General features: G+C 50.9%; 22 protein-coding genes. All 22 read right to left on the reverse strand.

The window, feature by feature from the left end:
- Positions 1-41 precede the first annotated feature (41 nt).
- Entirely contained in the window at positions 42-911 is an 870-nt protein-coding gene (locus CD05_RS18115) for a VWA domain-containing protein (RefSeq protein ID WP_084262149.1), read from the reverse strand.
- Between the two features lie 55 nt (positions 912-966).
- Positions 967-2,310: a protein kinase gene (locus CD05_RS0109360; protein WP_028510282.1), complete on the reverse strand. Its 1,344-nt coding sequence runs from the start codon at positions 2,308-2,310 to the stop codon at positions 967-969.
- Positions 2,311-2,315: 5 nt separating this feature from the next.
- A complete protein-coding gene (locus CD05_RS18120) occupies positions 2,316-3,362 on the reverse strand; it encodes a leucine-rich repeat domain-containing protein (protein WP_051588916.1) in 1,047 nt (348 codons plus the stop codon).
- A gap of 177 nt (positions 3,363-3,539) precedes the next feature.
- Positions 3,540-5,021 (reverse strand): MoxR family ATPase, encoded by a 1,482-nt coding sequence (locus CD05_RS0109370; RefSeq protein ID WP_028510283.1) that lies wholly within the window; start codon positions 5,019-5,021, stop codon positions 3,540-3,542.
- Between the two features lie 16 nt (positions 5,022-5,037).
- Positions 5,038-6,804 carry a leucine-rich repeat domain-containing protein gene (locus CD05_RS0109375; protein ID WP_028510284.1) on the reverse strand — a complete coding sequence of 589 codons (1,767 nt, stop codon included), beginning with the start codon at positions 6,802-6,804 and terminating at the stop codon, positions 5,038-5,040.
- A complete protein-coding gene (locus CD05_RS0109380; protein ID WP_051588917.1) occupies positions 6,797-8,335 on the reverse strand; it encodes a VWA-like domain-containing protein in 1,539 nt (512 codons plus the stop codon). The genes CD05_RS0109375 and CD05_RS0109380 overlap by 8 nt, the downstream gene beginning before the upstream one ends.
- A gap of 96 nt (positions 8,336-8,431) precedes the next feature.
- Positions 8,432-10,120, reverse strand: a complete 1,689-nt coding sequence (locus CD05_RS0109385) for a [Fe-Fe] hydrogenase large subunit C-terminal domain-containing protein (protein ID WP_028510286.1) — start codon at positions 10,118-10,120, stop codon at positions 8,432-8,434.
- A gap of 54 nt (positions 10,121-10,174) precedes the next feature.
- Entirely contained in the window at positions 10,175-11,227 is a 1,053-nt protein-coding gene (locus tag CD05_RS0109390; RefSeq protein WP_028510287.1) for a hypothetical protein, read from the reverse strand.
- A gap of 248 nt (positions 11,228-11,475) precedes the next feature.
- The gene (gene hypE / locus CD05_RS0109395) at positions 11,476-12,483 is read right to left on the reverse strand and encodes a hydrogenase expression/formation protein HypE (RefSeq protein WP_028510288.1); all 1,008 of its coding nucleotides are present in this window, start codon (positions 12,481-12,483) and stop codon (positions 11,476-11,478) included.
- 46 nt (positions 12,484-12,529) lie between these two features.
- Entirely contained in the window at positions 12,530-12,976 is a 447-nt protein-coding gene (locus CD05_RS0109400) for a DUF5680 domain-containing protein (RefSeq protein ID WP_028510289.1), read from the reverse strand.
- Positions 12,977-13,215: 239 nt separating this feature from the next.
- Positions 13,216-13,386, reverse strand: coding sequence for a hypothetical protein (locus CD05_RS20615; RefSeq protein WP_156947405.1), 171 nt, complete (start codon positions 13,384-13,386; stop codon positions 13,216-13,218).
- Positions 13,383-14,435: a hydrogenase formation protein HypD gene (gene hypD / locus CD05_RS0109410; RefSeq protein WP_028510290.1), complete on the reverse strand. Its 1,053-nt coding sequence runs from the start codon at positions 14,433-14,435 to the stop codon at positions 13,383-13,385. The genes CD05_RS20615 and hypD overlap by 4 nt, the downstream gene beginning before the upstream one ends.
- Positions 14,432-14,641, reverse strand: a complete 210-nt coding sequence (locus tag CD05_RS0109415) for a HypC/HybG/HupF family hydrogenase formation chaperone (RefSeq protein WP_028510291.1) — start codon at positions 14,639-14,641, stop codon at positions 14,432-14,434. The genes hypD and CD05_RS0109415 overlap by 4 nt, the downstream gene beginning before the upstream one ends.
- Positions 14,642-14,659: 18 nt before the next feature.
- Complete coding sequence (gene hypF / locus CD05_RS0109420; protein ID WP_156947407.1) at positions 14,660-16,999, reverse strand: carbamoyltransferase HypF; 2,340 nt, start codon at positions 16,997-16,999, stop codon at positions 14,660-14,662.
- A gap of 11 nt (positions 17,000-17,010) precedes the next feature.
- Positions 17,011-18,030 (reverse strand): nitrogenase component 1, encoded by a 1,020-nt coding sequence (locus CD05_RS0109425; protein WP_028510293.1) that lies wholly within the window; start codon positions 18,028-18,030, stop codon positions 17,011-17,013.
- A complete protein-coding gene (locus tag CD05_RS0109430) occupies positions 18,027-19,325 on the reverse strand; it encodes a nitrogenase component 1 (protein ID WP_198021589.1) in 1,299 nt (432 codons plus the stop codon). Before CD05_RS0109430 ends, CD05_RS0109425 begins: the two co-directional genes overlap by 4 nt.
- Complete coding sequence (locus tag CD05_RS0109435; protein ID WP_028510295.1) at positions 19,318-20,082, reverse strand: nitrogenase iron protein NifH; 765 nt, start codon at positions 20,080-20,082, stop codon at positions 19,318-19,320. The genes CD05_RS0109430 and CD05_RS0109435 overlap by 8 nt, the downstream gene beginning before the upstream one ends.
- The gene (locus CD05_RS0109440) at positions 20,079-21,215 is read right to left on the reverse strand and encodes a nitrogenase component 1 (protein WP_028510296.1); all 1,137 of its coding nucleotides are present in this window, start codon (positions 21,213-21,215) and stop codon (positions 20,079-20,081) included. Before CD05_RS0109440 ends, CD05_RS0109435 begins: the two co-directional genes overlap by 4 nt.
- Positions 21,216-21,236: 21 nt before the next feature.
- Positions 21,237-22,550: a nitrogenase component 1 gene (locus CD05_RS0109445; RefSeq protein ID WP_028510297.1), complete on the reverse strand. Its 1,314-nt coding sequence runs from the start codon at positions 22,548-22,550 to the stop codon at positions 21,237-21,239.
- Positions 22,547-23,311: a nitrogenase iron protein NifH gene (locus tag CD05_RS0109450; RefSeq protein ID WP_028510298.1), complete on the reverse strand. Its 765-nt coding sequence runs from the start codon at positions 23,309-23,311 to the stop codon at positions 22,547-22,549. Before CD05_RS0109450 ends, CD05_RS0109445 begins: the two co-directional genes overlap by 4 nt.
- Entirely contained in the window at positions 23,311-24,360 is a 1,050-nt protein-coding gene (gene hydE / locus CD05_RS0109455) for a [FeFe] hydrogenase H-cluster radical SAM maturase HydE (RefSeq protein ID WP_028510299.1), read from the reverse strand. The genes CD05_RS0109450 and hydE overlap by 1 nt, the downstream gene beginning before the upstream one ends.
- Positions 24,361-24,373: 13 nt before the next feature.
- Positions 24,374-25,576 carry a [FeFe] hydrogenase H-cluster maturation GTPase HydF gene (gene hydF, locus CD05_RS0109460; RefSeq protein ID WP_037322926.1) on the reverse strand — a complete coding sequence of 401 codons (1,203 nt, stop codon included), beginning with the start codon at positions 25,574-25,576 and terminating at the stop codon, positions 24,374-24,376.
- Positions 25,577-25,614 lie beyond the last annotated feature (38 nt).

The raw sequence follows: 25,614 nt of genomic DNA on the forward strand, positions 1-25,614 counted from the left end.
ATCGATCAACGTCCCTTCTATGTCTATAAGTTTAGGTGTCATCACCAGCCTGTATCGAAGGAAACGTCATCTGATTCGTTCTTATTTACAAGCTCCTGGATCTGCTGTCCGAGCATCTTCTGCTTGGAAGCATAAACGTCCTCATCGCTGAGCTCAGCGTCATTCTGGTCAGCAAGAGTCATACTCTTAGAGCCGATCTGAGATGCTGTAACAGCAACGATCTTGATCATCTGTGCGAGCTGGTTACCCGAATATGCATGAACGACTGTATCAGCGCTGCCTGTGAACTCAGCGAGCATATCGTCGTTAGCCTCGTTGCCGATACCGAGCGCAGCCTTAAGGCCGAACTTATACCAGCTGTTTGTAGCGAGCTCCTTAAGGCCTTCCTTATAATCGTCAGAAGGATAGCCGTCTGTCATAAGGAATATTACAGGTGCGAATGAAAGCGAAGGCGAGTTAAGGAAGGAGTTTCTCGACATTCTTGTGTTGAGCTCCTTGAATGCAGCGCCCATGCTGGTAACGCCCTTAGCCGAAAGTCTTGCCCACTCGAAGTCCTCGATAGCGATAGGCTCTGAATACATCCACTTAACGTCTGTCGCGAAAGTCAGAACTGCGAGCTTGACTTCTGTATCAGCCTCGCCGACCTTTCTTATCTCAGGCACGAGCTCTTCCATAACGGTATTGAGCTCACCCATCTTGGTGCCCTTCATACTGCCTGATGTATCGATCAGGAAGAAGATAACAAGGCTCTTTCTCGAAACGCCTGTTGCACCCAGCGGGTCATCATCAAAATCAAACATATCATCAAGATCATCTGCAGGCGCAGTGTTCTCAGCAGCAGTTTCCTCTACGACAGCCTGCTGCTCCTCTGCTGCCTTGCCGGGGTTATTACCCTTATTTTTCTTGCTCATATCCAATGCTCCTTTTCAATTTTAGAAAATGTAATTTATTTAGCGATGTCCGACGTCAGATCTTAGCCGTAACATCTCCGAAGTCGATCTCAAGGCCGGGCCATATCGGGCAGCCCTTGCCGGGGTCTACTTTATAGAACTGGTTATCAGGCATCCTGACGTTCCAGGTCTTTTCCGAGCTGTTTCTTATACCGAGCACACCGGGCTTGAGCTTATTCTCAACAAGCTCGCCGGCAATGCCGATAAAGTCGTCGGAATTCTTCTCAATATCGCACTCATAGAACTTAGAGCCTATGTAGAGCGGCAGACGGTAGTCCTTATCCGAGAAGCCTATAGTTGCAAATGTCATGCCGCACTTGGGGCATCTGTATGTTGTGCTGTCCTGCATCTCGAACATCGAGGTGAAGTTCGTTCTGCCGCAGGTGCAGGCGATTATCTCTGTTCTGAGTCTCATGAACAGCTGCTGCCATTCATTCTCGATTATTCTCTTGTTCGGGTCATTAAGGCCTTCGGTAAATGACTTGATGAACGCATTCTTGATATAATCGGGATATATCCTCCAGAACTTGATAACATTGTCGTGGATACCTCTAACAGGTCTGTTAGTGGTATTGTCAGGATCATACACGAACACTGCCTCAGCGCCGTAGTGCTTAAGCTCGGCAGCCTCGGTAAGGCACACGTCCTTGATGACCTTCTCGCCCTCCATAGGGTCGCCTCTGAACAGCAGCTTGAAAAGAACTACCGCCAGCGAATACTTATCCGTCTGGGTATCAGGCTTTGCGATACCTCTTACTATCTCAGGCGCCATATAGCCGGGCTTACCGCCTATGCCGAAGTTTGCGCCGTCAGGTGCGATATTATCGCAGTCAACGACTAAAACAGCGCCTGTATCGGTATTGATAAAGAAGCCGCCGTCGTTAAGGTCCTGATAGCTCTTACCTGCTCTGTGCAGCTGTCTGAAAGCGTTAGCTATATTGATGCAGGCTGTGACCATTGCCTTAAGGTCTGTAAATCTTACAGGCTCCTTCTGAGCCCTGCCTGTGAGCGGGTCAACCTTGAGCTTGTAGGTGTTGAGTATATCAACGAAGCTGTCAAAACTCTCGGGCTTAAGCTCCATGAGATAACCGAATGTGCCGTCCTCAGTATTCTTTGTGAGGTATCTCGGCCATATGAACTTATTGCTCGGTGCGCCGTCGTTGATATTTCTCTTGATATTTGCCTTGAACTGCTCTGGGTCCTTCATCTTGCTGATGTCGTACCATTTGAGCGCCCACTTCATTCCGTTATACTCGACCAGGTATACAGTACCCTGACCGCCGCTGCCTATAATGCCTGCGACCTTGGCCTTACCTCCGAGTTCGAGTTCAACTTCCTGTCCTATACTAAGCTCCGTCATGCGGATCATTCCTCCATTTCGTCTTCGCCCGGCAGAGGTGTTCCGACAGCCAGGGTCTTGAATTTTACTTTATTCTGGATACAGTATTTATGAATATACGAATTTTCCGTACACACCACAGTAAGCTGGGGGCAATATGAAAATGCGTTTTCATCTATGAATTTGATGTTGCCCGATGCAACGATCGTCCTGAGTGCGCCGCAGCCCGAGAATGCATTCTCGCCTATGCTGTTGACCGAATCAGGGATCCTCACCTGTTCGAGCGATGTACAGCAGAAGAAGGTATTATCGCCTATATCGAGTATACCGTCCGGCAGGCTCACTCTTTTAAGAGAAACGCACGCATTGAACGCACCCTTCTCTACCTTCTTGACCGACTTGGGGATCCTGATCTCCTCGAGCTTCTTGCAGTCTGAGAAAGCATACTCGCTTATCTGCAAAAGCGTATCGGGGAGCTCAACGTCTCTCATAAAGCCGTAGCCGTCGAAGCAGTAGCCGTCGAGCTTTGTAAAGCCCTCCTTGACAACGACGTGTCTTGCTATACGGTTCTTGAAGGCATCTATCCTTCCGAAGACCTTAAGATCGAAATTTATCGCCGTCGGGCCTTTCTTTTCCTTCTTTTCCTTCTTGGGCGACTCCTTTACCATCATCGAAGACGGATATCCGAAGCCCATCATATATCCGAGAGAGGCAAGCACGAACTCAGTCTCACTGCCGCTCATCTCAAACTTTCTTGTCAGCTTGTCACGGACGTTTGAAAACTCCTCTTTCTTATCAAAAGCCTTGAGTATATCAGTAAGCGCCCCTGCTCTTACAGCCTTTTCAAGGATCGTTCGCTCGACATCATAGTCGGGCAGGTAGTCCCTCAGCATGGCGCAGAAGATATCGACATTCTTTATCCTCTCGCTCTGCTCGGCAACAAGCTCGCTCAGTGCCTGCTGCACACGCTTTGTATTGCCGAAGCCAAGGACATTATACTTTACGAGCCTTCTGCATTCGGGACAGACCGCACTGCCTGTCCTGATATTTGCCTGACAGTATTCGCATTGCATATACAGCTCTCCTATCCTTAACTCCTGCTCGGTCTGAACAGGAATGAATTTATATATTCCGCCATAAATACTCGGCATACCTATATAGTATAATTATATCATTTTTACCTACATATGTCAAGTAAAATCCGGATATTTTATGCAAATTTTCAAAAATACCTATTAATTTTAACATTTTCACTCAGCAAGTAAATCTTCTATCTCGCTGACTATGCCCTGACGCCTTTCGCCGAACATCAGCTGCTTGTCATACCTGTAGTAATCATCGCACCCGTAATGCGCTATAAATCTCGCATTTACAGGGCTTGCAGCGAGCTCGGTGACAAGTATCAGCAGCTCCTGCGCTGCACCGAAGACTTCCTCACAGAATGAGAACATATTCGAGTGGGCATCTCTTACTTCGCTCACCTGCGCCTTGAACTGCTCCACCCTGCCTGAATATGCAGCGCTGACTGCTTCAAAGCCCCCGTCTGCCACCGCCGAAAGCTCTGAAAGAGCATCTGCCTGACGTGACAGCAGCCTGTCTTTATACTCAGATAGGCCGCCTGAGGCCTTAAGACGCTCCCGCCGCTCACGGCAGTCAGCCTGTGCGGCTCTGAGAATAGCGGATATATCGGCATCTTTCTGCTGCTTTATGCCTGCGAGCACTTCTTTGAGGCCGCTTATCAGTTCCTCCTGTTCAAGCACCCTTGCAGTCCGCTCTCTGAGCGCTTCAAGGATAAGCCCGAGCAGCGAATATCTCTCATCGAACGCCGCATTCTTAGCACGCTGCTTTATATCCTCCCCGGCATCGCCTGAGAGCACAGCCTGCACCTTATAGTCGCTCCTGTATTTGTTATACAGCTCATAATACACCGCAAAATCCTCTGCTATCGCATCTATGCGGATATACTGGCCTATCAGCTCCTTATCGGCAGCAATGCCGAGCTGCTCATAAGCGCCGAGCGCACGGCCGAGGTCGTCCCAGCCACGGGCGGTGACAAATCTCCTGACACCTGACGAGCTCTCTATCTTGTAGAAATTCTGCGGCTTTATCTCCAGATATGTGATAACTGCGCTGTGTACTCCGCAGGCGTAGGCGTATTCCTTCCACGCATCGAGCTCAGGCGAGACTTCTATGAGCTTTAGTCTGTCATAGGTGACTATGTCAAACTCCCTGACGCTCGAATTATACTCAGGCGGATTTCCTGCCGTCACAACGACCCACCCCTCGGGCAGCTTATGGCCGCCGAAGACCTTATACTGCAAAAAGCCGAGCATTATCGGCATGAGCGTTTCGGATATGCAGTTTATCTCATCAAGGAAGAGTATCCCGTTTTTCACACCTGAGCTCTCCATAAGCTCATAGACAGATGAGATTATCTCGCTCATCGTATATTCTGTGATATCAAACTCCTCATCGCCGTACTGCCTGTGTTTTATTATCGGCAGGCCGATCGCACTCTGCCTTGTGTGGTGAGTCATCGAGTAGGAAATAAGCCCGATACCCATTTCAGAGGCTATCTGCGACATTATCTCCGTCTTGCCGATACCTGGCGCACCGACAAGGAAAACCGGCCGCTGCTTGTGCGGCGGTATAAGATATCTTCCCTCGCTGTCCTTTGCAAGATATGCCCTGACAGTGGAAGCTATCTGTTTTTTCGCATTTTTGATATTCAAACAAAAGCCCTCCTTATCAAAGGCTGAACCTGTCGTCAACTATGTGCGACACATCGCTGCCTGCAAGCAGCTCGTTTTTCTTGCGCATAAGTATCATCTGCCCGTCTATCCTCTCGTGGGCTATGGCATAGCCTATGCAGTCATCGAGCACGCCGGCATCTGCTATGTCAAGTGCCAGCAGCCTGCCGAGCAGCGCATCGTCTTTGAGGTTGACCGCATAGCAGACAGCAAGCGTGATGTTTTCTTTCAGATACTCCCTGCACTCGGGCAGCATATCATAATACGCCGCCGACACGGGTATCAGATATTCGTCATATTCAAGTGCTTCAAAGCTCGCAGCAGAGGGCTCTCTCACGAAGTCAAACAGTGGTGATGAGCCTGATGTGTCATCAACGAGCACGACACAGAGCTCCCTGCCGTTGTCGGTAAGGGTCAGCTTAGAGCCGTGAGGGAAAGCCCCCTCGCCTATCGCCCTGTCGCCGAGCCGCATGACAGTATGCAGCCCGTATGAGCTCATAAATGCCTCGCTGCCAATATATCTGACACTGTCGGGGATGGTTATCGTTTTAAGGGCGCTGAGCCACTTGAAGGCCGCATCACCTATGGCCCTGAGACCTTCGTGAAGTGTCAGCGACGTAATACCGAAAGCACCTGCAAACGCACCGTCAGCTATCACCGTTATCCCCTCCGGGACCGAATATGTCTCCTGTGTGACAGAGCAGCGGTAGAGGTATTTTTCGTTATATATAACTATCTCACGGCTGTCTGCGGTGAGCATAGCCGTGTCGTAAAATGCATCTGCGCCTATTCTTTCAAGGCAGTCCGGCAGAGCAAGGCTATCAAGTGAGCAGCAGCCGGTGAACGCCCCCTTGGCTATCTGCAAAAGCCCGGAAGGCAGGTTCACGCTTTCAAGAGAGCGGCAGTGCTCAAACGCCATATCCGATATCCTGATAACGCTTTCCGGCAAGGTGATGCGCTTAAGGCTCTCATTGCCTGAGAAAGCCCCCTCGCCGATTATCCTTACCCCGTCGGGAACTGTGATATCCTCATCACCGCCGCCAAAGCTCACAAGCACGCCGTTGCCCATTATGACAAAGCCGCCGGCGCCGGTAAGCGGTGTTTTATAAAATGCGCTCATGCCTATCTCGCTGACATCATCGCTCATATCTATCCTGACAAGCAACGAGCAGTCAGAAAAGGCCATTCTGCCGATACTTTTGACAGTTGAGGGCAGAGCTACTTCTTTCAGCGACGAGCAGTATTCAAACGCAAGGTCGTCGATAGCGCACACGCCCTCGGGAATCGTGATGTCTGTCAGGCATCTGCAATCAGAGAAGGTGCGCTTTCTTATCATATCTATCCCCTCAGGGAAGATGATGTTTTTTATGCTGCCGCAGTCTGAGAATGCGCTCTCACCTATCCTCTCCATAGTTTCGGGCAGAGAGATTCGTTCGAGCATATCGCACATACGGAAAGCCGAGTTGCCTATCACATCAAGGCTCTGCGGCAGGTCGAGCTCTCTTAGCATACCGCACTCGCAGAATGCAAAGCGGCATATCTCTTTGAGCCCCTCGCTGAATGTGACCTTGGCAAGCGACGGGCAGCTGCGGAATGCGTGCTGGGCTATCACTGTAACGCTTTTTGGGATAGTAACGCCGGTCAGCCCCTCGCAGCAGGCAAAGGCGCTGTCGCCTATCTCTGTTACGCTGTCGGGTATCAGAACCTCTCCCGAGCCTGTGAATTTCACAAGCACGCCGTCTTGTATGTCAAATATATTATCCATATAAAAGCTCGTCCTCCTCTAAGATGACCTTTAACGCCCAGGGCGGTATCCTGTCAGGCCTGCCGTGCTCGTAGTCGCTGCGCATAAAGGCAAACGCTGTCTCATAAGGCGTGCGTTTTTGCGGAAACTCGCCAAACCCGTCTGTAAAATACACAAGCCCCCTGAGTTCCCTTAGCTCGCCCTTATCTATAAGCTCTGCAACATAGTCAAACACAGGCCGCAGGTCAGTGCCGCCGAGACCCTTTGTCTCGAAATTGCTGATATAGTCTTCAAGCTCAGCGCTGTCAGTTATCAGCTTTGCCTCTCTCACCTCGGTGTCGCACTGGATAATGTAGATACGCACCTTTGTGAAAAAGCTCTCCTCGTTTTTGAGTATGCTGTAGGTCTTGCCGATAAAGCTCTTTACAAGCTCGCCGCTTACTGAGCCTGATGTGTCGATAGCAATGACGAATTCCTTTATCGCACGGGTCTCCTTGTATTCAAGCGGCTCGATAAGCGCCGCATCGCCGTAAAGCGAGAGCCCGTAGCTGTAAAAGCCCACGTCAAAGCTCTCCTCATCGGCTTTCATTATCTCGCCCGACACTGCAAACCGCCGCAGGAAGGCTGTATAGTCATATCTGTCACGATTCACTTCTGAAAGTGCATCGCTAAGATACCTGCTCTCATCGCCAGGCTTTTTGCAAAAGCTGTCAAGCTCCTCGCTTATCTGCTTTGAGATGTCCTCCCATTGTTTTGCAAGCTGCTGCTCCTCTCTGATGCGGTGCTGCTCGAACCAGTCTTCAAGCGTGGGGTCTTTTGGCTTTAGCGGCTCGCTGCTCACCGATCGCTGCTCGACCGTCTGCTGAGTGTCACTGTCCTCACCGGGCTGCTGTTCCTGCTCGTCAGACACCCTGCCGCCCTCGCCGCCGTGGGCTTTTTCAAGCTCTTGCTGCGACTGCTCATTTGCGCCTATTGGCAGCGTGCGCTCTTTCTTCTCGTCCTCAAACTCGCCCCTGCGGCCTGAGTACCACACATTATGGTCATCGACTGCGAAAAGTGAAGCGAGCTGTCTTATCTCGTTATCATCAGCTCCACCCTGCGACAGGTAGGAATAGACCCTCTCAGCCGTTGCAAGCCCGGCCTTTGCCTCGATTTTTCTTATAGCAGCACGCTTGCGGTCGATGTTATCGACCTCGCAGAAAGCGTATGCCGTCTTTATAATCAATGCTTCGGCTGCAATATCGCAGGCAAGGTCCCAGTATCTGCGCTGCGTCCTCTCGCCCACGCTGAAATGCCTGAAAATACAGTGCATCAGCATATGCATATAGTCATGCAGCGGCAGGCGCTCCCCTGCCTTATATCTTGAAAGCACTCTGTCCGGGTCATAGATAAGCCTTCTGCCGTCGCAGACAAAGCGGTCACCTGTCGGGCTGAGCGGAAGTCTGTTTACCGCTCTTGCAAAAAAGCGCATATTGAGCAGCAGTGCTGCAACAGAAAGCGACATTATCTCAGAAGCGAGCCGCCTTTTCTTTTTTGCGATATCTTCACCCACAGCAGCTCACCTCCCAAATGTTTTAAAAATCACAGCCGCCATATCACCCGGTAAAACGAATGATATGCGGCTGTTGTGTTTTGAATATTTTGTAAATTATTTCTTGCGCTCTGCCTTCTTGAGGTTGTCGTTGATGTTATCAACAAGGCCGCTTATCTCAGTTATCGACTTGCGGATAATATCAGAGCTCTCGTTAGTAACGTTTACGTTGTTGTCAAGATCCTTGAATGCATCGAGAGTTGTTTCAAGTATCTCAACGAGCTGGCCGACGCTGCCTGCATCCATAGTGGAGTTGCCCTTGCAGAATGTGATAACACTTTCAAGCAGCTCATTAACTGTAGATGCTCTGTCGCTTGTCTTGGAAGTAGAATCGCCTATCGTATCCATGTTGGCATTGATATTTGCAAGATCCTGCTTAAGACTATCGGAAAGTGTGAGACACTCGCTCGTGATCTCTGAGAGCAGCTCGTGCTGTCTTGTCAGTTCGCTGTGTCTTGCAGTAAGAACAGTCTTTGCATGAACTACGCAGTTATCGGCAGTGTTGAGACCTCTGCAAATAGCAGTTGCCATCTCACGGCAGGACTTGTAGCCGCAGGCATGACAGTCGAAATTCCTCTCTGTCTCGGTATGCTTGCCCATCATCTCGAATACAGCATCGAGCTGCTTCTCTGTCGGGGGCGGAGTAGGAGTAACTGCCTTATATGTTCTCATAAAGTCGGAGACTTTGAGTTCCTTGTCAAATCTTTCAAAGAGCTTGTCAGCGCCGCCGCCGAAAACGCCGGTCTTACGCCTCTTCTTGGCTTCCTTCTCGATCTCTCTCATGGTAGCCATAACGTCAAACATCGACTGCTTTGAACCTGTGCCGGGGCCTACGTTACAGCCGAACTCACAGGAAAGAACGTCGAACACCTCAGGGTGCTTGAAGTCAGGCATCTGAGCGTACATATCAAGCTCAGGATATACCTTGCGGACACCTTCTGATGTAGTAACGTTTATATCCGGGTCATGCAGCCAGAGATTATCACGAAGGCCGCCCGGACGGGGATATACTGCACCCACCTGGCCCTGCATCTCCTCGAACTTGTATTCAAAGTCGTTTGCGGGGTTGGTAGCTACCTTGATGCCGTTCTTATCAAAATACTCCTCGAGCTTTGCGAAGGTAACGTTGAAATCAACGATGCCTGTCTCTTCAAACTCTGTCTTCTTAGCGATACAGGGCGAGAGAACAGCTATCGGATTATCACGCCTTAAGTATTTCTTGATATAGGTCACAGCACAGGATATAGGGCTGTGTATAGGAGACAGGTTATTGAGCAGCTTGGGCTGGTATATCTCGATATACTTTACTATCGCTGCACAGGGCTGTGTGATGACGTTGCCGACCTTCTTCTGCTCGATAGCTCTGAGGTGAGCCCATGTGCAGATATCAGCACCGAATGATACGTCGTATATAAGGCAGCCCTTTGACTTGAACCAGTCAAGTATGCCCTTCCACTTGGTCGGGAAAACCGTCTTGATAGCAGGTGTAGCAAGAACTATCATCTTGCTGCTCCTGAGCTTTGTCATAGCAGCCTCGGTATCGTCTATGTAGTCTCTTGCGCCGTGCGAGCAGTTTCTTACGCACTCGCCGCAGGCGATACACTTTTCAGGGTTGACGGTAGTTACAAATCTGCCGTCATCAAGCATTTTTGTAATATTTGCCTCGGGAGCGGGGCAGACTCTTACGCAGGAATTACAGCCCACGCATTTATCAGGTTTTACAATGATAATTTCCTTTGCACTCATGTAAAATTACAACTCCTCTTGATTGAACTGGAATAAATGATAAAGGTCATCAGCTTACTTGATAGCCTTTGCTTTTTTGAGAAGGTCATCAAGGCCGCCGCTCTTCTTGGGCTGCTCCTCAGCCTTGGGCTCGGACTTTGCTTCCGCTTTTTCCTCAGCCTTCTTAGCGCTGCTGCCGTTGATAGCCGCCGCCATAGCCTTGAGCTTGTCAAGATCCTCGCTCTTTTTCTTGTCTTCCTCGCTGACACCGGTATTATAGGTATTGTCTACCTCCTCATATACAGGTGCATCGGGGAGCTTGGCCTCGACCTTTGCTGCCTCACGGAATATCGGAACGCCGCCTGCCTTGAGCTCCTTGGCAGTGTTCGTAACAAGATCCTGTGCGTCAGATGTCATCTTGCCGGCTGTGTTGTTAAACTCATCAAGCAGCTCCTTGAGCTTGTCTATCTCGCTGCCGATCTTGTTCACATCGGCGAGCATCGTAGCCTTCATATTCTCGGAAGCGACCTCCATCTCGGAGGACTTGTTCTCTGCATCGGCCGTGAGCTTTGCAGCCCTTACCTCTGCATCGTAAACTATCTTTGCAGCCTTGTTGTTAGCCTCTGCAACAGTATTGGCTGCAAGCTTTTGGGAATCTGCTTCAAGGTCATCAGCCTGCTTCTGTGCCTGCTGAAGGATCATATTTGCAGACTTCTGAGCCTCTGCGAATACAACGCCGAGCACTGCAGCATCTCCGCCGCCCTGTGCGCCCTGGAGCTTAGTTGTGGCATCAGCAAGAGAATCCTCAGCTGTCTTCAGCCTTTCCTTAAGATCAGCTATCTCTTTTTCCTTGGCCTTGTTATCTTCATCGGTGGATTTGAGCTTTTCACTCAAAGTCTCATTCTTCACCTGGAACTCTGTGAGCTTTGCCCTCTCGGTAGCAAGCACCGAATCAGATGCCGACTTTTCGTCCGAGCCGTCTCTGAGCTTTGCGAGCATCAGCTTTGTCTCTCTGAGTTCATTCTTCATATCATAGTATTGTGTATACAGATATTCAAGCCTTTTGTCAACGTCAGCCTTATCGTAGCCGCCGAACACAACTGTTTTTATAAATCTGCTTTCTGCCATAAACTTACCTCCTGATGTAATATCCAAAAATTTTAATAAAATATTACACAAATCACTATTAATAAATATAACATTATTTTTACATTTTGTCAATAGGATTTAAGCCCCTTGAATATCTTTTTCGCAAAAACGACAATATAAATAGTGCATATTTGTTATATTTCACAGTTAGCATAAGTTAATATGTGACAAGGCGCTATAGAATTATATTCATATGAGCGCAAAATCACACCTGAGAAGGTGCAGCATCAGCAGATCCTCGGGAGCAGCTCACCCTTGGGCTGAGGGAGGATAGTCTGTGTGCCTATCTCTGTTTCAAGGATAACTCTGCCCTTGTTCTCCTCGGTAACTCTGCCGATGATAGCGGCATTCTTTGAATACTTGCCCTCGTGCAGCTTGTCAACTATCGCCTGAGCCTTGTCAGCCGGTGCGAAGATGACCAGTCTGCCCTCGCAGGCAAGATAGAGCGGTTCAAGACCCAGCAGGCCGCACACGCCCTTTACCCTCTCATCAACAGGTATGGCTGTCTGGTCAAGGCTTATGCCAACGTCGCTCTGCTCAGCTATCTCGTAGAGCACAGTGCCGACACCGCCTCTTGTAGCGTCACGGATAACGTGTATGTCCTTTGTTACGGAGAGCATATCCTCGACTGTGCCCCAGAGCGGTGCGCAGTCGCTGTCAACATCGCTCTCGATGCCGTAGGTGTCTCTTGCAAGCAGGATAGTGCAGCCGTGTCTGCCCACATCGCCGGTAACGATTATGGCATCGCCGGGCTTGGCATACTTGCCCGAGGTGTCAGCGCCCTCGATTATCTCGCCCATGCCGGTAGTGGTTATGAACACACCGTCCACCTGACCCTTGCCTGCGACCTTTGTGTCGCCTGCAACTATCTTGACACCGACCTCAGCGGCTGTCTTTTCCATAGCAGCAGCTATCTCCTCAAGCGCATCGAGAGAGAAGCCCTCCTCAATAACGAATGCACAGGTCATATACTTAGGCTTAGCCCCCATGCATGAAAGGTCGTTTACTGTGCCACAGATAGAGAGCTTGCCTATATTTCCGCCGTTGAACTTCCAGGGCGAGACGATAAATCCGTCAGTCGTAAAGCCGAGCCTGCCGTCTATCTTAGGCAGCACAGCAGCATCGTCTGCTGTGAACTCAGGGTTTGAAAAGTGTGCCTTGAACACCTTTTCTATCAGCTCGCTTGTCTGTCTGCCGCCTGCGCCGTGCGCAAGGGTAACTGTATTTTCACTCATTTTATTTTTCCTCCGTTTTTTTTTAGTTGTATATGATCATGAAAGGCTATCTTATAAGTCCGCCGTGGAAGACGCATTCATATATCTTTTCGTTTTTATAGCAGATAAACTCTTTGCCCTGAAACCACTCAAAATCACCGGTAACTTCGCACGAGTATGTGTGATCTCCCTCAGAGAAACTCTGCGGTCCTCTGTAAGGCATATCAGACGGCACATTCAGCAAAGCCTGCTTTAAAAAGTCACCGCTGAAATCATCGCTCAAGACCCTGCCGATATAATTCATGCTCCAGAAGGGTACGCCGGCTTTCCACAGCGCTTCCTCGCCTGCAAAACACTCACCTCCGAGATATGTGTCGTAGTACATCATATCCCCTTCCCTGTACACAAGGTCATGAGAAGCAGTTCTTGACGGCGTTGTCTCGCTGCCCTTGCCTGCATAGGTAGCACGTTTTGCCCTTATGAGAAATTCAACGGTATCTTTGCTTGCACTCATTGTTATGCCTCCGATTTGTTTAAGGCAACACCGCACAAAGACCGCCTGAAGGCTTTGTACGCAACTTACTTGCATCTTTTCCGTCATATTACACATTTTTCCTTGAAATACGGTAGTATTCCTTCGAAAAATCTGTGCAATCTGACGAAAAAACTGACTGCGCAATTTGCGCACAATCTTCGTGCGGTGTTGCCTTAATTCATCTATTATCCCGGGCAGCTCATTCAGGCTTGCAAGCGTTATATCCTGCCCGGGCTTATGCCCAGCTTTTGTGATATCATTTCAAGACCGTTCTTTTTAGCAACACTCTCAAAGGCAGTCCTGTAAAGCGCCGACCAGTTGAGCGGTGCAGGATAATACACGAGCGTCTGCCCTATATCAAAACCACTGCTCTGATGCTCATAAATCACACCAGCCCCGAATACTGATAATAAGCCGAGCAGGCACCCTCGTCGGACACCATGCACGCACCTACCGGGTGGAGAGGTGTACATACCTTGCCGAACACCTTGCAGTCACTCGGCTTGCACTTGCCCTGGAGCACATCGCCGCAGCGGCAGGCAGGGTTTGGCTTGCCCTTTATCTCGGGCATCGAATGCTTTATCCTTGCGTCAAAGTCAGCATACTCGCTTTTCAGCTTCATGCCCGACATAGGTATTACGCCCAGGCCACGCCACTCGCTGTCGCAGGGCTCCATGACCTCCTCCATAAGGCGTATGGCGGCAGGGTTGCCCTCGTCCTTTACGACACGGGGATAGCAGTTTTTAAAGAAAGGCTCGCCCTTCTCCAGCAGCTTTATAGCCACTGCAAGAGCCGTCATAAGCTCGCTTGCCGTAAAGCCTGCAACAACGCCTGACACGCCCTTTTCCTCGCAGAGCTTTATGCAGGCAGAGTTGCCTGTAATAGCGTTAACATGGCCGGGGTAGATGAATGCATCAGCACTTCCGACAAGGGCGTTGTATGCATTGGGCATCGTCTTGTTGGCAGTCAGGAGCGAAAAATTGTCAAGCCCCTGCTCCTTTGCAGTCTTTGCTGCAAGGCAGGCAGAAGGCGTGGTAGTCTCAAAGCCTACCGCCAGAAAGACCACCTGCTTGTCGGGGTTAGTCTTTGCAAGCTCAACCGCATCGAGCGGAGAATACACCGGGCGTACATCTGCTCCCTGCGCCCTTGCGCCTGCAAGAGACATCTTCGTTCCCGGCACCTTTATCAGGTCGCCGAAGGTGCATATCATACAGCCCTTTTCAAGTGCGAGCCATATCGCCTCGTCTATAAATCCCACCGCCGTCACGCAGACAGGGCAGCCGGGGCCTGATATGATATCGACATTCTCCGGCACGAGCTTTCTTATACCGAGCCTGAATATCTCATGTGTGTGAGTTCCGCAGACCTCCATTATACGGAGCGGTCTGCCCTTGTAGCCTGTTATTATGTCACGGGCTTTCATCATCTGTTCGTTCATAAGATATCCCCCAGCACGTCCACGGCTTCTTCTTCGTCTGTCTCTGTTATCTTGGCTATCGCAACACCTGCGTGTACCATTACATAATCGCCGGGCTCGAGATCGTCGAGCACACCTGCGCTTATCTTTCTCTGAGCACCGCCTGCCTCGATAAGAGCGGTGTCGTCCTTTATGCTTACTACCTTAGCTGATAAACCTACGCACATATATATCTTCCTTTCACATTAGATTAAATGTATATTTTTTTGTACAGTTATTTTGTTTCGATCCATCACACCGAATGCAGCCTGCCCAAGAGCAATACCTCCGTCATTCGGGGGCACAAGACTGTGAAGCAGCACTTCAAAGCCTTTACCTTTAAGTCCTTCATTTGTCAGCACCGTGAGCAGCCTGTTCTGGAACACGCCGCCGCTTAATGCTGCCGTGTTTATGCCTGTCTGCTCCCTGAGTATATCGCAAGCCTCTATGAGCATCTTTGCAAGAACAAAATGGAACTCATAAGCGAGCCTGTCAGTATCCTCGCCGGCTATTCTCTGCGAGCAGATGTATTCTGCAAGCGAGGTCGTTTCAAGGGTGATGTATCCGCCCTCATTGCAAACGAGCCTGCCGTCATAGCCCGGTGTGAAGCCGCCGTTATTCTTTCTTTCAAAAAGCTGTGCGTGATACATCAGCGCTGTCGATGCATCGCCCTCATAGGTCGATGAACGCCTTATGCCGAGTATCGCCGACACCGCATCAAACAATCTGCCGCAGCTGGTGCTTTTAACACTGTTGAGCCCCTTTGATGACATCATAGCGAGCATATTGTATTCCTGAGGGGTGCAGATGCCGAGCCGGCTGCACACATCGCTGCCGTTTTCAAAGCTGTCACGCACAAGTGCTGCGGCTATTCGCCAGCCCTCTTTTGCCGAGAGGTCGCCGCCCGTCTGAATAAACGGCGTTATGCTGCCGGCTCTTTCAAATCCGTGAAAGTCGCAGACGAGCAGCTCGCCGCCCCATATCGTTTTGTCATCACCGTAGCCTGTGCCGTCGAGTGAAAGGCCTATTACCTTGTCGCTGTAGTTGTTCTCTGCCATGCAGGAGAGAATGTGTGCATAATGATGCTGTATCTTTACAAGCGGCAGATCGTTTTTGCCGGCATATTCCTCTGCGAATGTCACAGTGTTGTACATCGGGTGCTTGTCGCACACAACGGTCTGCGGATTTGCTTCGAGCATCTCTGTCATACGCCCGAGCGACCCTTCAAGAGCCTTCACAGTCCTGACATCTGCCATATCACCTATATACGGCGAGAGATAAAGCATACCGCCCCTTGCTATGCAGAAGCTGTTTTTGAGCTCGCCGCCGATAGCAGCCGCCTGCCTGCCTTCTGTGCCTTTTAGCATGAACGGCAGCGGTGCAAAGCCCCTTGAGCGCCTTATCATATACGGCCTGCCGTAAAGCCAGTCGGTCACGCTGTCGTCTGCACGGATAAGTATATCCCTGTTGTGCGACAGTATCATATCGCAGAAGCCGCCTATCTCCTTTACTGCATCTTCGTCGGTGCAGCAGATAGGTGCGCCCCTTGCATTGCCGCTGGTCATTACAAGACAGTCTGTCATTTCCACCCCGTCAGGCAGTTCAAAAAGCAGCATCTGCACAGGCGCATACGGCAGCATGACACCCACTGTGAGGTTGTCAGGGGCTATCATATCAGTTATCGTCTGTTTTTCTCTTTTTTCAAGGAGCATGATAGGCTTCTGCCAGCCTGTGAGGTATTCCTCCTGCCCCTGCTGTATGATACATTCACGCCTTGCGGTGTCGATATCCTTCATCATCACGGCAAAGGGCTTCATAGGTCTGCGTTTAAGCTCACGCAGCCGCATCACTGCATCACGGTTCTTTGCATCGCAGCAAAGGTGAAAACCGCCTATGCCCTTTATCGCAGCGATACCGCCCTGCATTATCGCACGGCGCACCTTTGTTATCGCATCGAGCCCCTTGGTGTCCTCGCCGATGATGTAGACCTCCGGGCCGCAGTCGTTGCAGCAGACAGGCTGTGCATCATAGCGGCGTGAGGTGGGCGATGTGTATTCGTTCTCGCACTCAGGACACATCGGGAATTTCTTCATGCTCGTGCGCACCCTGTCATACGGCATCGAATCAAGTATCGTCAGCCTTGGCCCGCACTGGGTGCAGTTTATGAACGGGTGCAGATAGCGCCTGTTGTTTTTGTCAAACAATTCCTCACGGCATTTATCGCAGGTGGCAATGTCAGGAGAGATGAAGATATCGCCGTATTCCTTCTCGCTCTCGATTATCTCAAAAGTCTCAAAGCGGCCGGTGTATCCGTCAAGCTCTACACTGTCGAGCCCGAGTATCACCGCACGCTCAGGGGGGCGGTATCTTATCTCCTGCTCAAAGAGCTCGATATCCTCTCTTTCACCCTGTGCATAGATATCGACATACGAGCCCTTGTTGGCGACAGTGCCCTTTATGCCAAAGCGCTCCGCCGTGACTGATGTGAAGGGGCGAAAGCCCACCCCCTGCACTATGCCGTAAACGTGTATATTAACTGTTATCATTTTTATTTTCCTTATAAGAGCTTACCGCTGACTGCAAAATGCGGCAGGGGGATAAACCTTCCCTCAAAGCCGCCGAGCAGACGCTCAAAACGTCCGTCAGCAATTACAGTATCAAAACTGCCGCCGGTAATAAGCTCTGTCAGATCGTCTTCGTCGGCAAGGTGTATATCGCTTGGTTCCTTGTATTCATCGAGCATCGTAAAGAAGCTCGCAGCCGTCACCTCGCAGCCCTGTTTTCTCAGCTTCCGGCGCAGAGCATTTGCGTAAAACTGCTGGTGAATCACAAGCACACGGCCGCCGTTTATATCCGGGATATCCTCCACGCAGGGATAACCCACCTCAAACGGTGTGCCAAAGCGCTCATTGAGCAGCTTTGCAGCCTTGATACCCGACGGGGCGATAACGAGCAGCTTCTCGCACTCGCTTGCCTTTATCACTTCATCAAGCCCCGAATCCATGCCAAAGCACACCACCGCGTCACAGCTGCCCGAGAGTGCGGCTTTTATAGCCTTGCTGTCAGTGTAGCCTGTGTTTAGAGGGGTCGCACCTATGACACCCGTCTTGCCTTTTTTAACAGGCAGCTTATCGGCAGCAAACTTTTCAAACAGCCTGTAATAAGCCATTTCCTCGCCGTAGTCATAAAGCCTTGTGCCGTCTGTCTTAAGCGCTATGCATGGGAGCGATGTCTTTTTCTCGCTCATGCGTTCAAGCGCTTTGAGGTCGGTGGCTATCACCGCAGGCACAGGTGTGCCGACGATAGCAGTAAACTTAGCATCGACCTGCTCGCAGATAAGTGCGAGCTTTTTAACAAGCAGGTCGTCTCTGCCCAAAATAGCGTCCATATCACGCAGCCCTGCCGAAAAGAGCGCCGAGCGCTTTTCAAACCACCTCGGCTCGTCAAAGCCGCAGACATTTCCTGCACAGCCGCCGGCATCACATATTACGGTTATGCCGCCCATTTCATAGAGCACCGAGCAGGCACCCGAATCATCAGGCGCAAGGGGCGATATGTGTTTTAAAAGCCTTTTCATGCACGCTGCCCTCCTTTTTCATCAAGCACCTTGTCAAGCTGCTCAAAGAGTATCTGGACTCCACGGTAGCCGAACGGCTGAGCTTCGCCGTTGAATTCCACGCCTGCGATATCCCTGTGATAGTAGCAGGCATCAGCGCCTATCGCTGCATTTATCTCAGGTGCCGGAACGTAGTTCATCATCGTAGGCGAAAGGTTTGAATATATCCTCGTCTGCGGCGAGAGCTGTGCGAGCTTTTTAACGAACACGAAGTTCCTTTCGCCCACCGTGCCGTATATCTCAGCGACCTTGAAGCCGTATTCGGTCAGCGCAAGCGAAAGCTCGAAGCTGTCTGCATTAAGGCTCTCGCCCACTGCAAAGGTCAGGCTGCCGTGCTTTTGCTTGAAGTCCTCGATAAGAGCCTTGGTTTTATCATAATACTCGCTGTCATCAAGCTGTGCGCCTATCGCCTGGCCGAGCAGGCGGTACTGGTTTTGTATCTTGTCAAGGCGGTACATTCGGGTAAGCTCGATAAACGGTATACCGAGCCTCTGCTCCATATCCTGTGCGGCAGCCCTTGCCTCGGAATTGAGCACGATACTGAAATTTGCACGGGAGAGCTCGTTATATTCCTCGAAGGTCTTACAGCGGCCTATCTCGTGTATCTTCTTTATACCCGCCGAGCCGAGCAGTGAGTATATCTCGTTGTTATCCTCAAGTGCTGAGAAAAAGCCGAGGATATTACATTCATTTGATATCCTTTTCTGCGGCTCAAGCAGCGAGTAGATGCTCTTTCTTATAAGCCCCATAGGAGGCAGCTTTTTCTCACGGGTGAGCGCATACATATACGCCGGAGCTGCCTTTACGCCTGTTCTGTCAAAGCAGGCACGGCAGACACGCTCCATGTCAGTGCCCAGCAGCGCATCAACGCAGGTGCAGCAGAGCATTATCACAGAGGGCGTGTAATCAAGCTCTGCAAGCAGCTCCTCGCAGGCCTGAGGTATCTTGTTCACATAGCGGCCTGTGACTATATCCGTGTCATCGAGCAGCAGATAGAAAAACCTCTCATCATAGCCGAGGTCGCTGAGCAGTGCAGTGTTTCTGCCGCAGCAGCCGGGGGCGATTAGCAGCATAACAGACCCCGGTATAACGAGCCCTGCACGCTTTACGCCGAAGCCCTTTGCACCGGGAGAGTTGAAATCAAGCGTCGCCGGGGAAGAATATATCATATGCTTGCCCGAGTCAAGCTCTGTCGGGAGGTGTTCATAGCCTCTCGCTGCAAGCTCCTCTGCGGTTATGTAAAAAGCCTCAGTCATTTTTCTCATCCTCATCAATCAGCGTCTTTGCAAGGGCGATAAAGCGCTTTGATATCTCGCACTCAGGGTCGCCCTCAACTGCCGTTATACCCATGTCCTCATATCTTGTTATGTCATCAGAGCGTGGGATATCTGCGGTTATCTCTATGCCTGCCTTGTATGCAAAAGCACGCACCTTTTCTTCCTCGTCGAGCACATTTCGCCTGTTGAGTATAACACCACGCACCTTGGCGTAGCTCCTGTCTTCAAAGTTCTTAACGGCGCTCCAGATGTTGTTGGCAGCATAAAGAGCCATTTTCTCGCCTGAAGTAACTATGAGCACCTGCTCAGCATAGCCCTCTCTTATAGGGGCAGCAAAGCCGCCGCAGACCACGTCTCCGAGCACATCGTAGAGCACGGCATCGGGCTTGTATCTCTCAAAAAGTTCAAGCTGTTCGAGCAGGCTGAATGTCGTGATTATTCCACGCCCGGCGCAGCCAAGGCCGGGGGTCGGGCCGCCTGTTTCTATGCAGAGCACGCCGCCGTAGCCGGTCTTTGATATCTGCTCTATCCTCTCAGGCTCCTCGTCATACCTGCGCATATAGTCCATGACCGGGAGCACCGGGTCGCCGTGCAGCAGATTTATCGTAGAATCTGCCTTAGGGTCGCAGCCTATTTGTATCACACGCTTGCCAAGAGAGGCAAGCGCTGCCGAAAGGTTTGCAGTGCAGGTCGATTTGCCTATACCGCCTTTTCCGTAAATTGCGAGCTTTATCATTTCAGTATCTCCTGTAATCGTCTGTCAATAACGTTAGTCATATGCTTTTCATAGCACCTGCCCGAGAATGCAAAATGCGGCAGGTTCACAAACTTAGCACTGTATGGTGTGATGTACTTATACAGCGGGTCTGCTATCACGCAGACCGGCTTGTAATCCCGCAGGAAGGCTTCGATATCCTCCTCGGCAGTGAGCATCACATCGCCCTCGGCAAGAAGCCTGCTGTCGGTCGGAAGCGTGGATATCACAGTCGCATGGCCTCTCCTGTCGGATTCGATAGCGCAGGCAAGAGAAGATGCAAAGATGCTCTCGCCTATTATCACCGTGTCTCCTCCGCTCTGATGCATCGAGCTGTATAAATAATCCTCGTTGTGCTCTATCGCCCAGAACATAGCGCCTGCAAGGTCAAACGGGAATTCGCTGCCGAGCGGCACGCCGCACACTATCGGTATGCCGTAGGTGTCCTTTAGATACTGCGCCGCCGCAAAGCCTGAGTATGACACCACAAGACTGACTGCTGCTCGGGGCATTTTCTTCACATCATCAAGTGTCGCACCCATAGCAAGCGTACACACAGGCTCAAAGTCATTTTCCAAAAGCCATTTCTTTATCGCAGCATCAGACCCGAGCGGCAGGTCAAGCGGTGTAAGGCCGAGCACATTCACGCCGTTCTCTATCCTCTCGCCCGGTTCAGCATATGCCCTTACCACCTCGCAAAGCGCCTCAGATGCACCCTCGATGTACGAGCGTGTACCGTTGGTGTGCAGGGGTATCGTCTTTATGCCGCTGCGGCTCTCGACTTCAAGTGCTAAAGCATCAAAGTCAACGCCTGTCATCATAGGCATAGGCGAGCCGCACAGCGCTATGAACGCAGGATTCTTGTCGTGCGCTGAGCTAACGGTGTCTGCTATGAGCTTTTCGTCGTTGCCCATTATCGCATCGAGCTCTGTCATGGCGGATATGAAGATGTTGCTCTTCATCTTTGTCCACCTCGGCTCGTCGTGGGTAGAATAGGTCGAGTTGCAGCCCGATGCATCATGCACGACAGTCAGTCCGCCAAGCTCGTACAGAGCAGAGCACACACCCGAGGTGTCTGCCGCATAGCAGGGTATTATCTTAGAAACATTTTTCAAAATCATCAATCCTTTTTCATATCAAAGGCAGCTTGCGCAGCCCATGCCTTTGAGTTTGAGATACTCTGCCCTGTCCTTTTTGTTCAGGTGAGCATCGACCATGAGGTCGGCTATCTTCTTTATACCTGAGAAGCCGTAGTAACCTCCGCCGACTATCATGTTCACAAAGTTGTCGGTCGCAAAGTAATATGCTGCCTTCTGCCCTACTGCGAGGATATGCTCATGCTCCTCGTCGGGCATTTCGAGCATATTCACATTCACCGGCGAATATATAAGCAGCTCCGGGCGGTTTTCCTTCAACCACTCAAACGCCTCAGCCTCAGCGCCTGCCGAGTCTGCAACGATGTATCTTACATCAAATCCGTGCTCACACAGCAGCTTAGCAAGCTCAAACGGCCTTGTCACAGCTGTGTAGTCTACAGCTACAGGCGTGTCGCCTATTATCATTTTTGCGTTTTCGAGTGCTTTCTCTGCTGCGGCCTTTTCATCGGTAAAGTCAGGCAGCTCTATACCGAGGGTGTCGCAAAGCGTGCGGTAGTTTTCCTCTATCGTGTCAAAGTCATAGCTCACTGTCAGGTGAAGATGCTTTGAGCCAAAGCGCTGTGAGAGCTCCTCGCCTGCAAGCACGCCTGTCGGGATATAGCTTATGTTGACAGCTGCCTCAGCCATTTGCAGATATTCATCAAAGCTCCTGCAATTGCATATGTCATACAGCTTAAAGCCGTTTTGTCTTATTATCCTTACAAGCTCTGAGTCTTCGTCTGTCGCACGGTCGTTGCCGACTATTGCCACGCTCTTTTCATTTAGCGGCAGGGGCTTAAGTGCGCCGTAAACCTGTGCGCTCATCTTCATGACAGGCGACACAGTGGTGCGCATCGTGGGTGTCATGTAGCAGTCAACAAAGAATATATCCTTATACCTTGAACCGAGCTCGTTTATTATCACATCAAAATCAACGCCTGCAAAAAGGTGTATGCAGCTCAGATACAAAAGCACTACAGGAGGGCGGTGGCCGAGTTTTTCGATTATCTCGCAGACACCGTCTATTATATCGCTTTCCAGTGTGCCGTCAAACATATCCTCCTCGCTCACGGATATCCAGCTGAGCCTGTCAAGCTCGAACATCTCGGCGGCGGTGAGTATAACGCCCCTGAGACACCCCTGTGCGCAGGCGAATATCTCATGTGCCCCGGGCACTAACATACCTGTGTGTACGATGTTCCACATACCCCTTGCCGGGGGATTGTATTCAAGCGATGACGGGAATATCCCGCCTATATCCGCATCAGATATCTTTATATAATGCGGCCTGTCAAGGTCTTTTCTATCACTCATAAAGCACCCCCGAAGCAAGCGAGCACTGCCTTTGCCGTGTCTTCGAGCTGGCAGCGTGTTATCGTGTCATAGCAGGCTTCAAAAACAGTCATGCCGTGCTTTTCTGCAAAGGGGATATTCGTGTTCCTGTCTATAGAAGCTATCACGGAAGTCTTGAAATCCTCTGCAAGCTGAGCTGCCGCCTCGTCTTCCTTGTCAACGCCTCTCTTGTTGAGTATTATGCCGCCGAGGTCTGCATAGCCCCTGCCCTTGAAGTTGTTTACCGCCATGCAAATGTTTGCAGCAGCATAAACAGACATCTTCTCGCCCGAGGTGACAACGAACACCTTGTCAGCATAGCCCTTTCTCATAGGCATCGAGAAGCCGCCGCACACCACGTCGCCAAGCACGTCGTATATCACGATATCCGGCTGATATTTCTCATATGCGCCGAGCTTTTCGAGCGTTTCAAGGGCGTTGATGATGCCCCTGCCTGCACAGCCGAGCCCCGGCACAGGGCCGCCGGCCTCGACGCATTTCACGCCGAAAGCCCCCTCTCGCACGATGTCGTCAAGAGTTATCTTTCCGACACCCTTCTCACGGGTCAGCTCCAGAACTGTAGGCATTCTCTCGCCGCCGTGAAGGAGCGATGTCGAGTCTGCCTTGGGGTCGCAGCCTATCTGCATGACCCTTTTGCCTGCTCTTGCCAGAGCTGCTGATATATTACAGGAAATAGTCGATTTGCCTATTCCGCCTTTTCCGTATATTGCGATCTTGATCATTATCTGTGATCTCCTCTCGTTATCTCGACCTCATAGCCTATCGACTTCATTCTTGCCTGCACGCAGCTGCGGCATTCGTCCGAGCTGTCCTCCGTGCATATCTTTCCGTCGTAGAGCATATATTTTTTCCTTACTGCCGTAGGTGAAAGGTTCGGCATTATTACATTAGCACCCGACAGCACCCCCTGCTCCCTGCCGTTGGGTCTTATCGTTCCGAGCGCAGTAGTTGCCGGCAGCAGCACATCAGGCAGCATGAGCCTGCAAAGGCTCAGCACAAAAAGAGTCAGCTCGTAGCTGCCCTTGGGCATATCCCTAAACGGTGTGTCGCTGTGCGGCAGAAAAGGCCCTGTGCCTATCATGTGCGGCTCGAACGAGCGCAGAAAGAGCATATCCTCTGCAAGGTGCTCACTCGTCTGGTAAGGTGCGCCTATCATCATGCCGGCGCCTGTCTGATAGCCAAGCTCTTTGAGCCATTTCAGACACTGCATACGGTGCTCAAAGCTCATGCTCTGCGGGTGCAGCTTTTCATAGAGCTCCTTTGAAGCTGTCTCGTGCCGCAGCAGATATCTGTCTGCGCCTGCTTCCTTCATGAGTTTGTAATCCTCATACTCCATCTCGCCGAGAGAGAGGGTGACTGCACAGTCGGGGTGGGCTTTCTTTATCATCCTGACTATTTCAGCCATGCGTGAAGCAGGATATTCCTTGTGATCCTCGCCGCTTTGCAGTACGAAGGTACGGAAGCCGTATTTATACCCCTCGTCGCAGCAGGAAAGTATCTCCTCCTCTGTCAGGCGGTAGCGCACGGCGTTGCTGTTTGAGCAGCGTATGCCGCAGTAAAGGCAGTCGTTTTTGCACACGTTCGAGAATTCAACGATGCCTCTTATGTATATCTTGTTCCCGAAGACAGACTGCGCTGTCTCACGGGCTTTTTTCGCTGCATATTCTCTTGTCTCGTCATCGTACCCGTCAAACAGAGCGACCCATTCTTCCTTTTTAAGGGTATGCTCTGCTTCGAGCCTGTCAATAAGGGCTTTGAGTTTGTCAGTCATATTTTCACCACTTTTAGTCAGTTATCATTTTCTGTATTTCAGGGAACACGCTAAGGCTGCGGGCGAGTATCCCGTTCATCAGGCTAATAGCAACGCCGTAATTTGTAAACGGCAGCCCCTGGTCTATAGCTGTTCTCATACGGTAGAGCATCTCACGCTCGGTGAGCATACAGCCGCCGCAGTGTATACACAGCGCATACTCCGATAATTCCTCAGGGAACTCCCTGCCAGAGGTGAGAACTATCTCGATATCCTTGCCGGTGGTCTTTTTAAGCAGCGCCGGCAACTTTACAGAGCCTATATCGCCGCACTGCCTGTGATGAGTGCAGCCCTCTGAAATGAGCACCTTGTCGCCGTCCTTAAGTTCATGGATAGCCTTGGCGCCCTTTACCGATGTTTCTAAGAAGCCCTTGTATTTTGCCATGAGAATAGAAAACGATGTGAGCCTGATATCCTGCGGAACAGTCTTGCTCACAAAGCCGAACGCCTGGCTGTCGGTTATCACGACAGAGGGCTTTGTGCCGATGCCTGCGAGGGTGGCTTCAAGCTCTGTCTCACGGCAGACGACAGGTACAGAACCTGATTCAAGCAGGTCACGTATCACCATCTGCTGCGGAAGGATAAGCCTGCCCTTGGGGGCTGCCTTGTCTATCGGCACAACGAGCACCGCAAACTCGTTTTCCTTTACAATGTCACCGACTATGCGGTGTGTCTGGTCAGAGGTGCTTACAAGAGATGCTATTCTTTCTCTCAGCTCGTGAATATTCTTACCCTGCGCCGCACTTACAGCAAAGCGCTCACCGTCGGGGGCTTTGTCTGCAAGGTCGCACTTGTTGCCGACAAGAATGTATGGTATCTTCTTCTGCTCAAACAGCGAGACGAGCTCTTTCTCACACTCGCCGAGCGGCTTTGTGATATCAGTCACGAGCACGGCTATATCAGTGCGGTTTAACACCTGTGCTGTGCGCCTTACACGCATAAGACCCAGCTCGCCCTCATCGTCAAAGCCGGGAGTGTCGATTATCACCACGGGCCCGAGGGGAAGCAGCTCCATAGACTTAGTCACAGGGTCGGTAGTTGTGCCAGGCGTGTCGGAAACAACAGCGAGCTCCTGATTTGTCACCCTGTTGACAAGGCTTGACTTGCCTGCGTTCCTTCTTCCGAAAAATCCTATATGCACCCTCTCGGACGAGGGTGTGGAATTAAGTGATGCCATAGTGATACCTCCTTATTGAATATGCTAAAAAAGCCGCT

The sequence above is a fragment of the Ruminococcus sp. NK3A76 genome, from assembly GCF_000686125.1.
Classification (GTDB): domain Bacteria; phylum Bacillota; class Clostridia; order Oscillospirales; family Ruminococcaceae; genus NK3A76.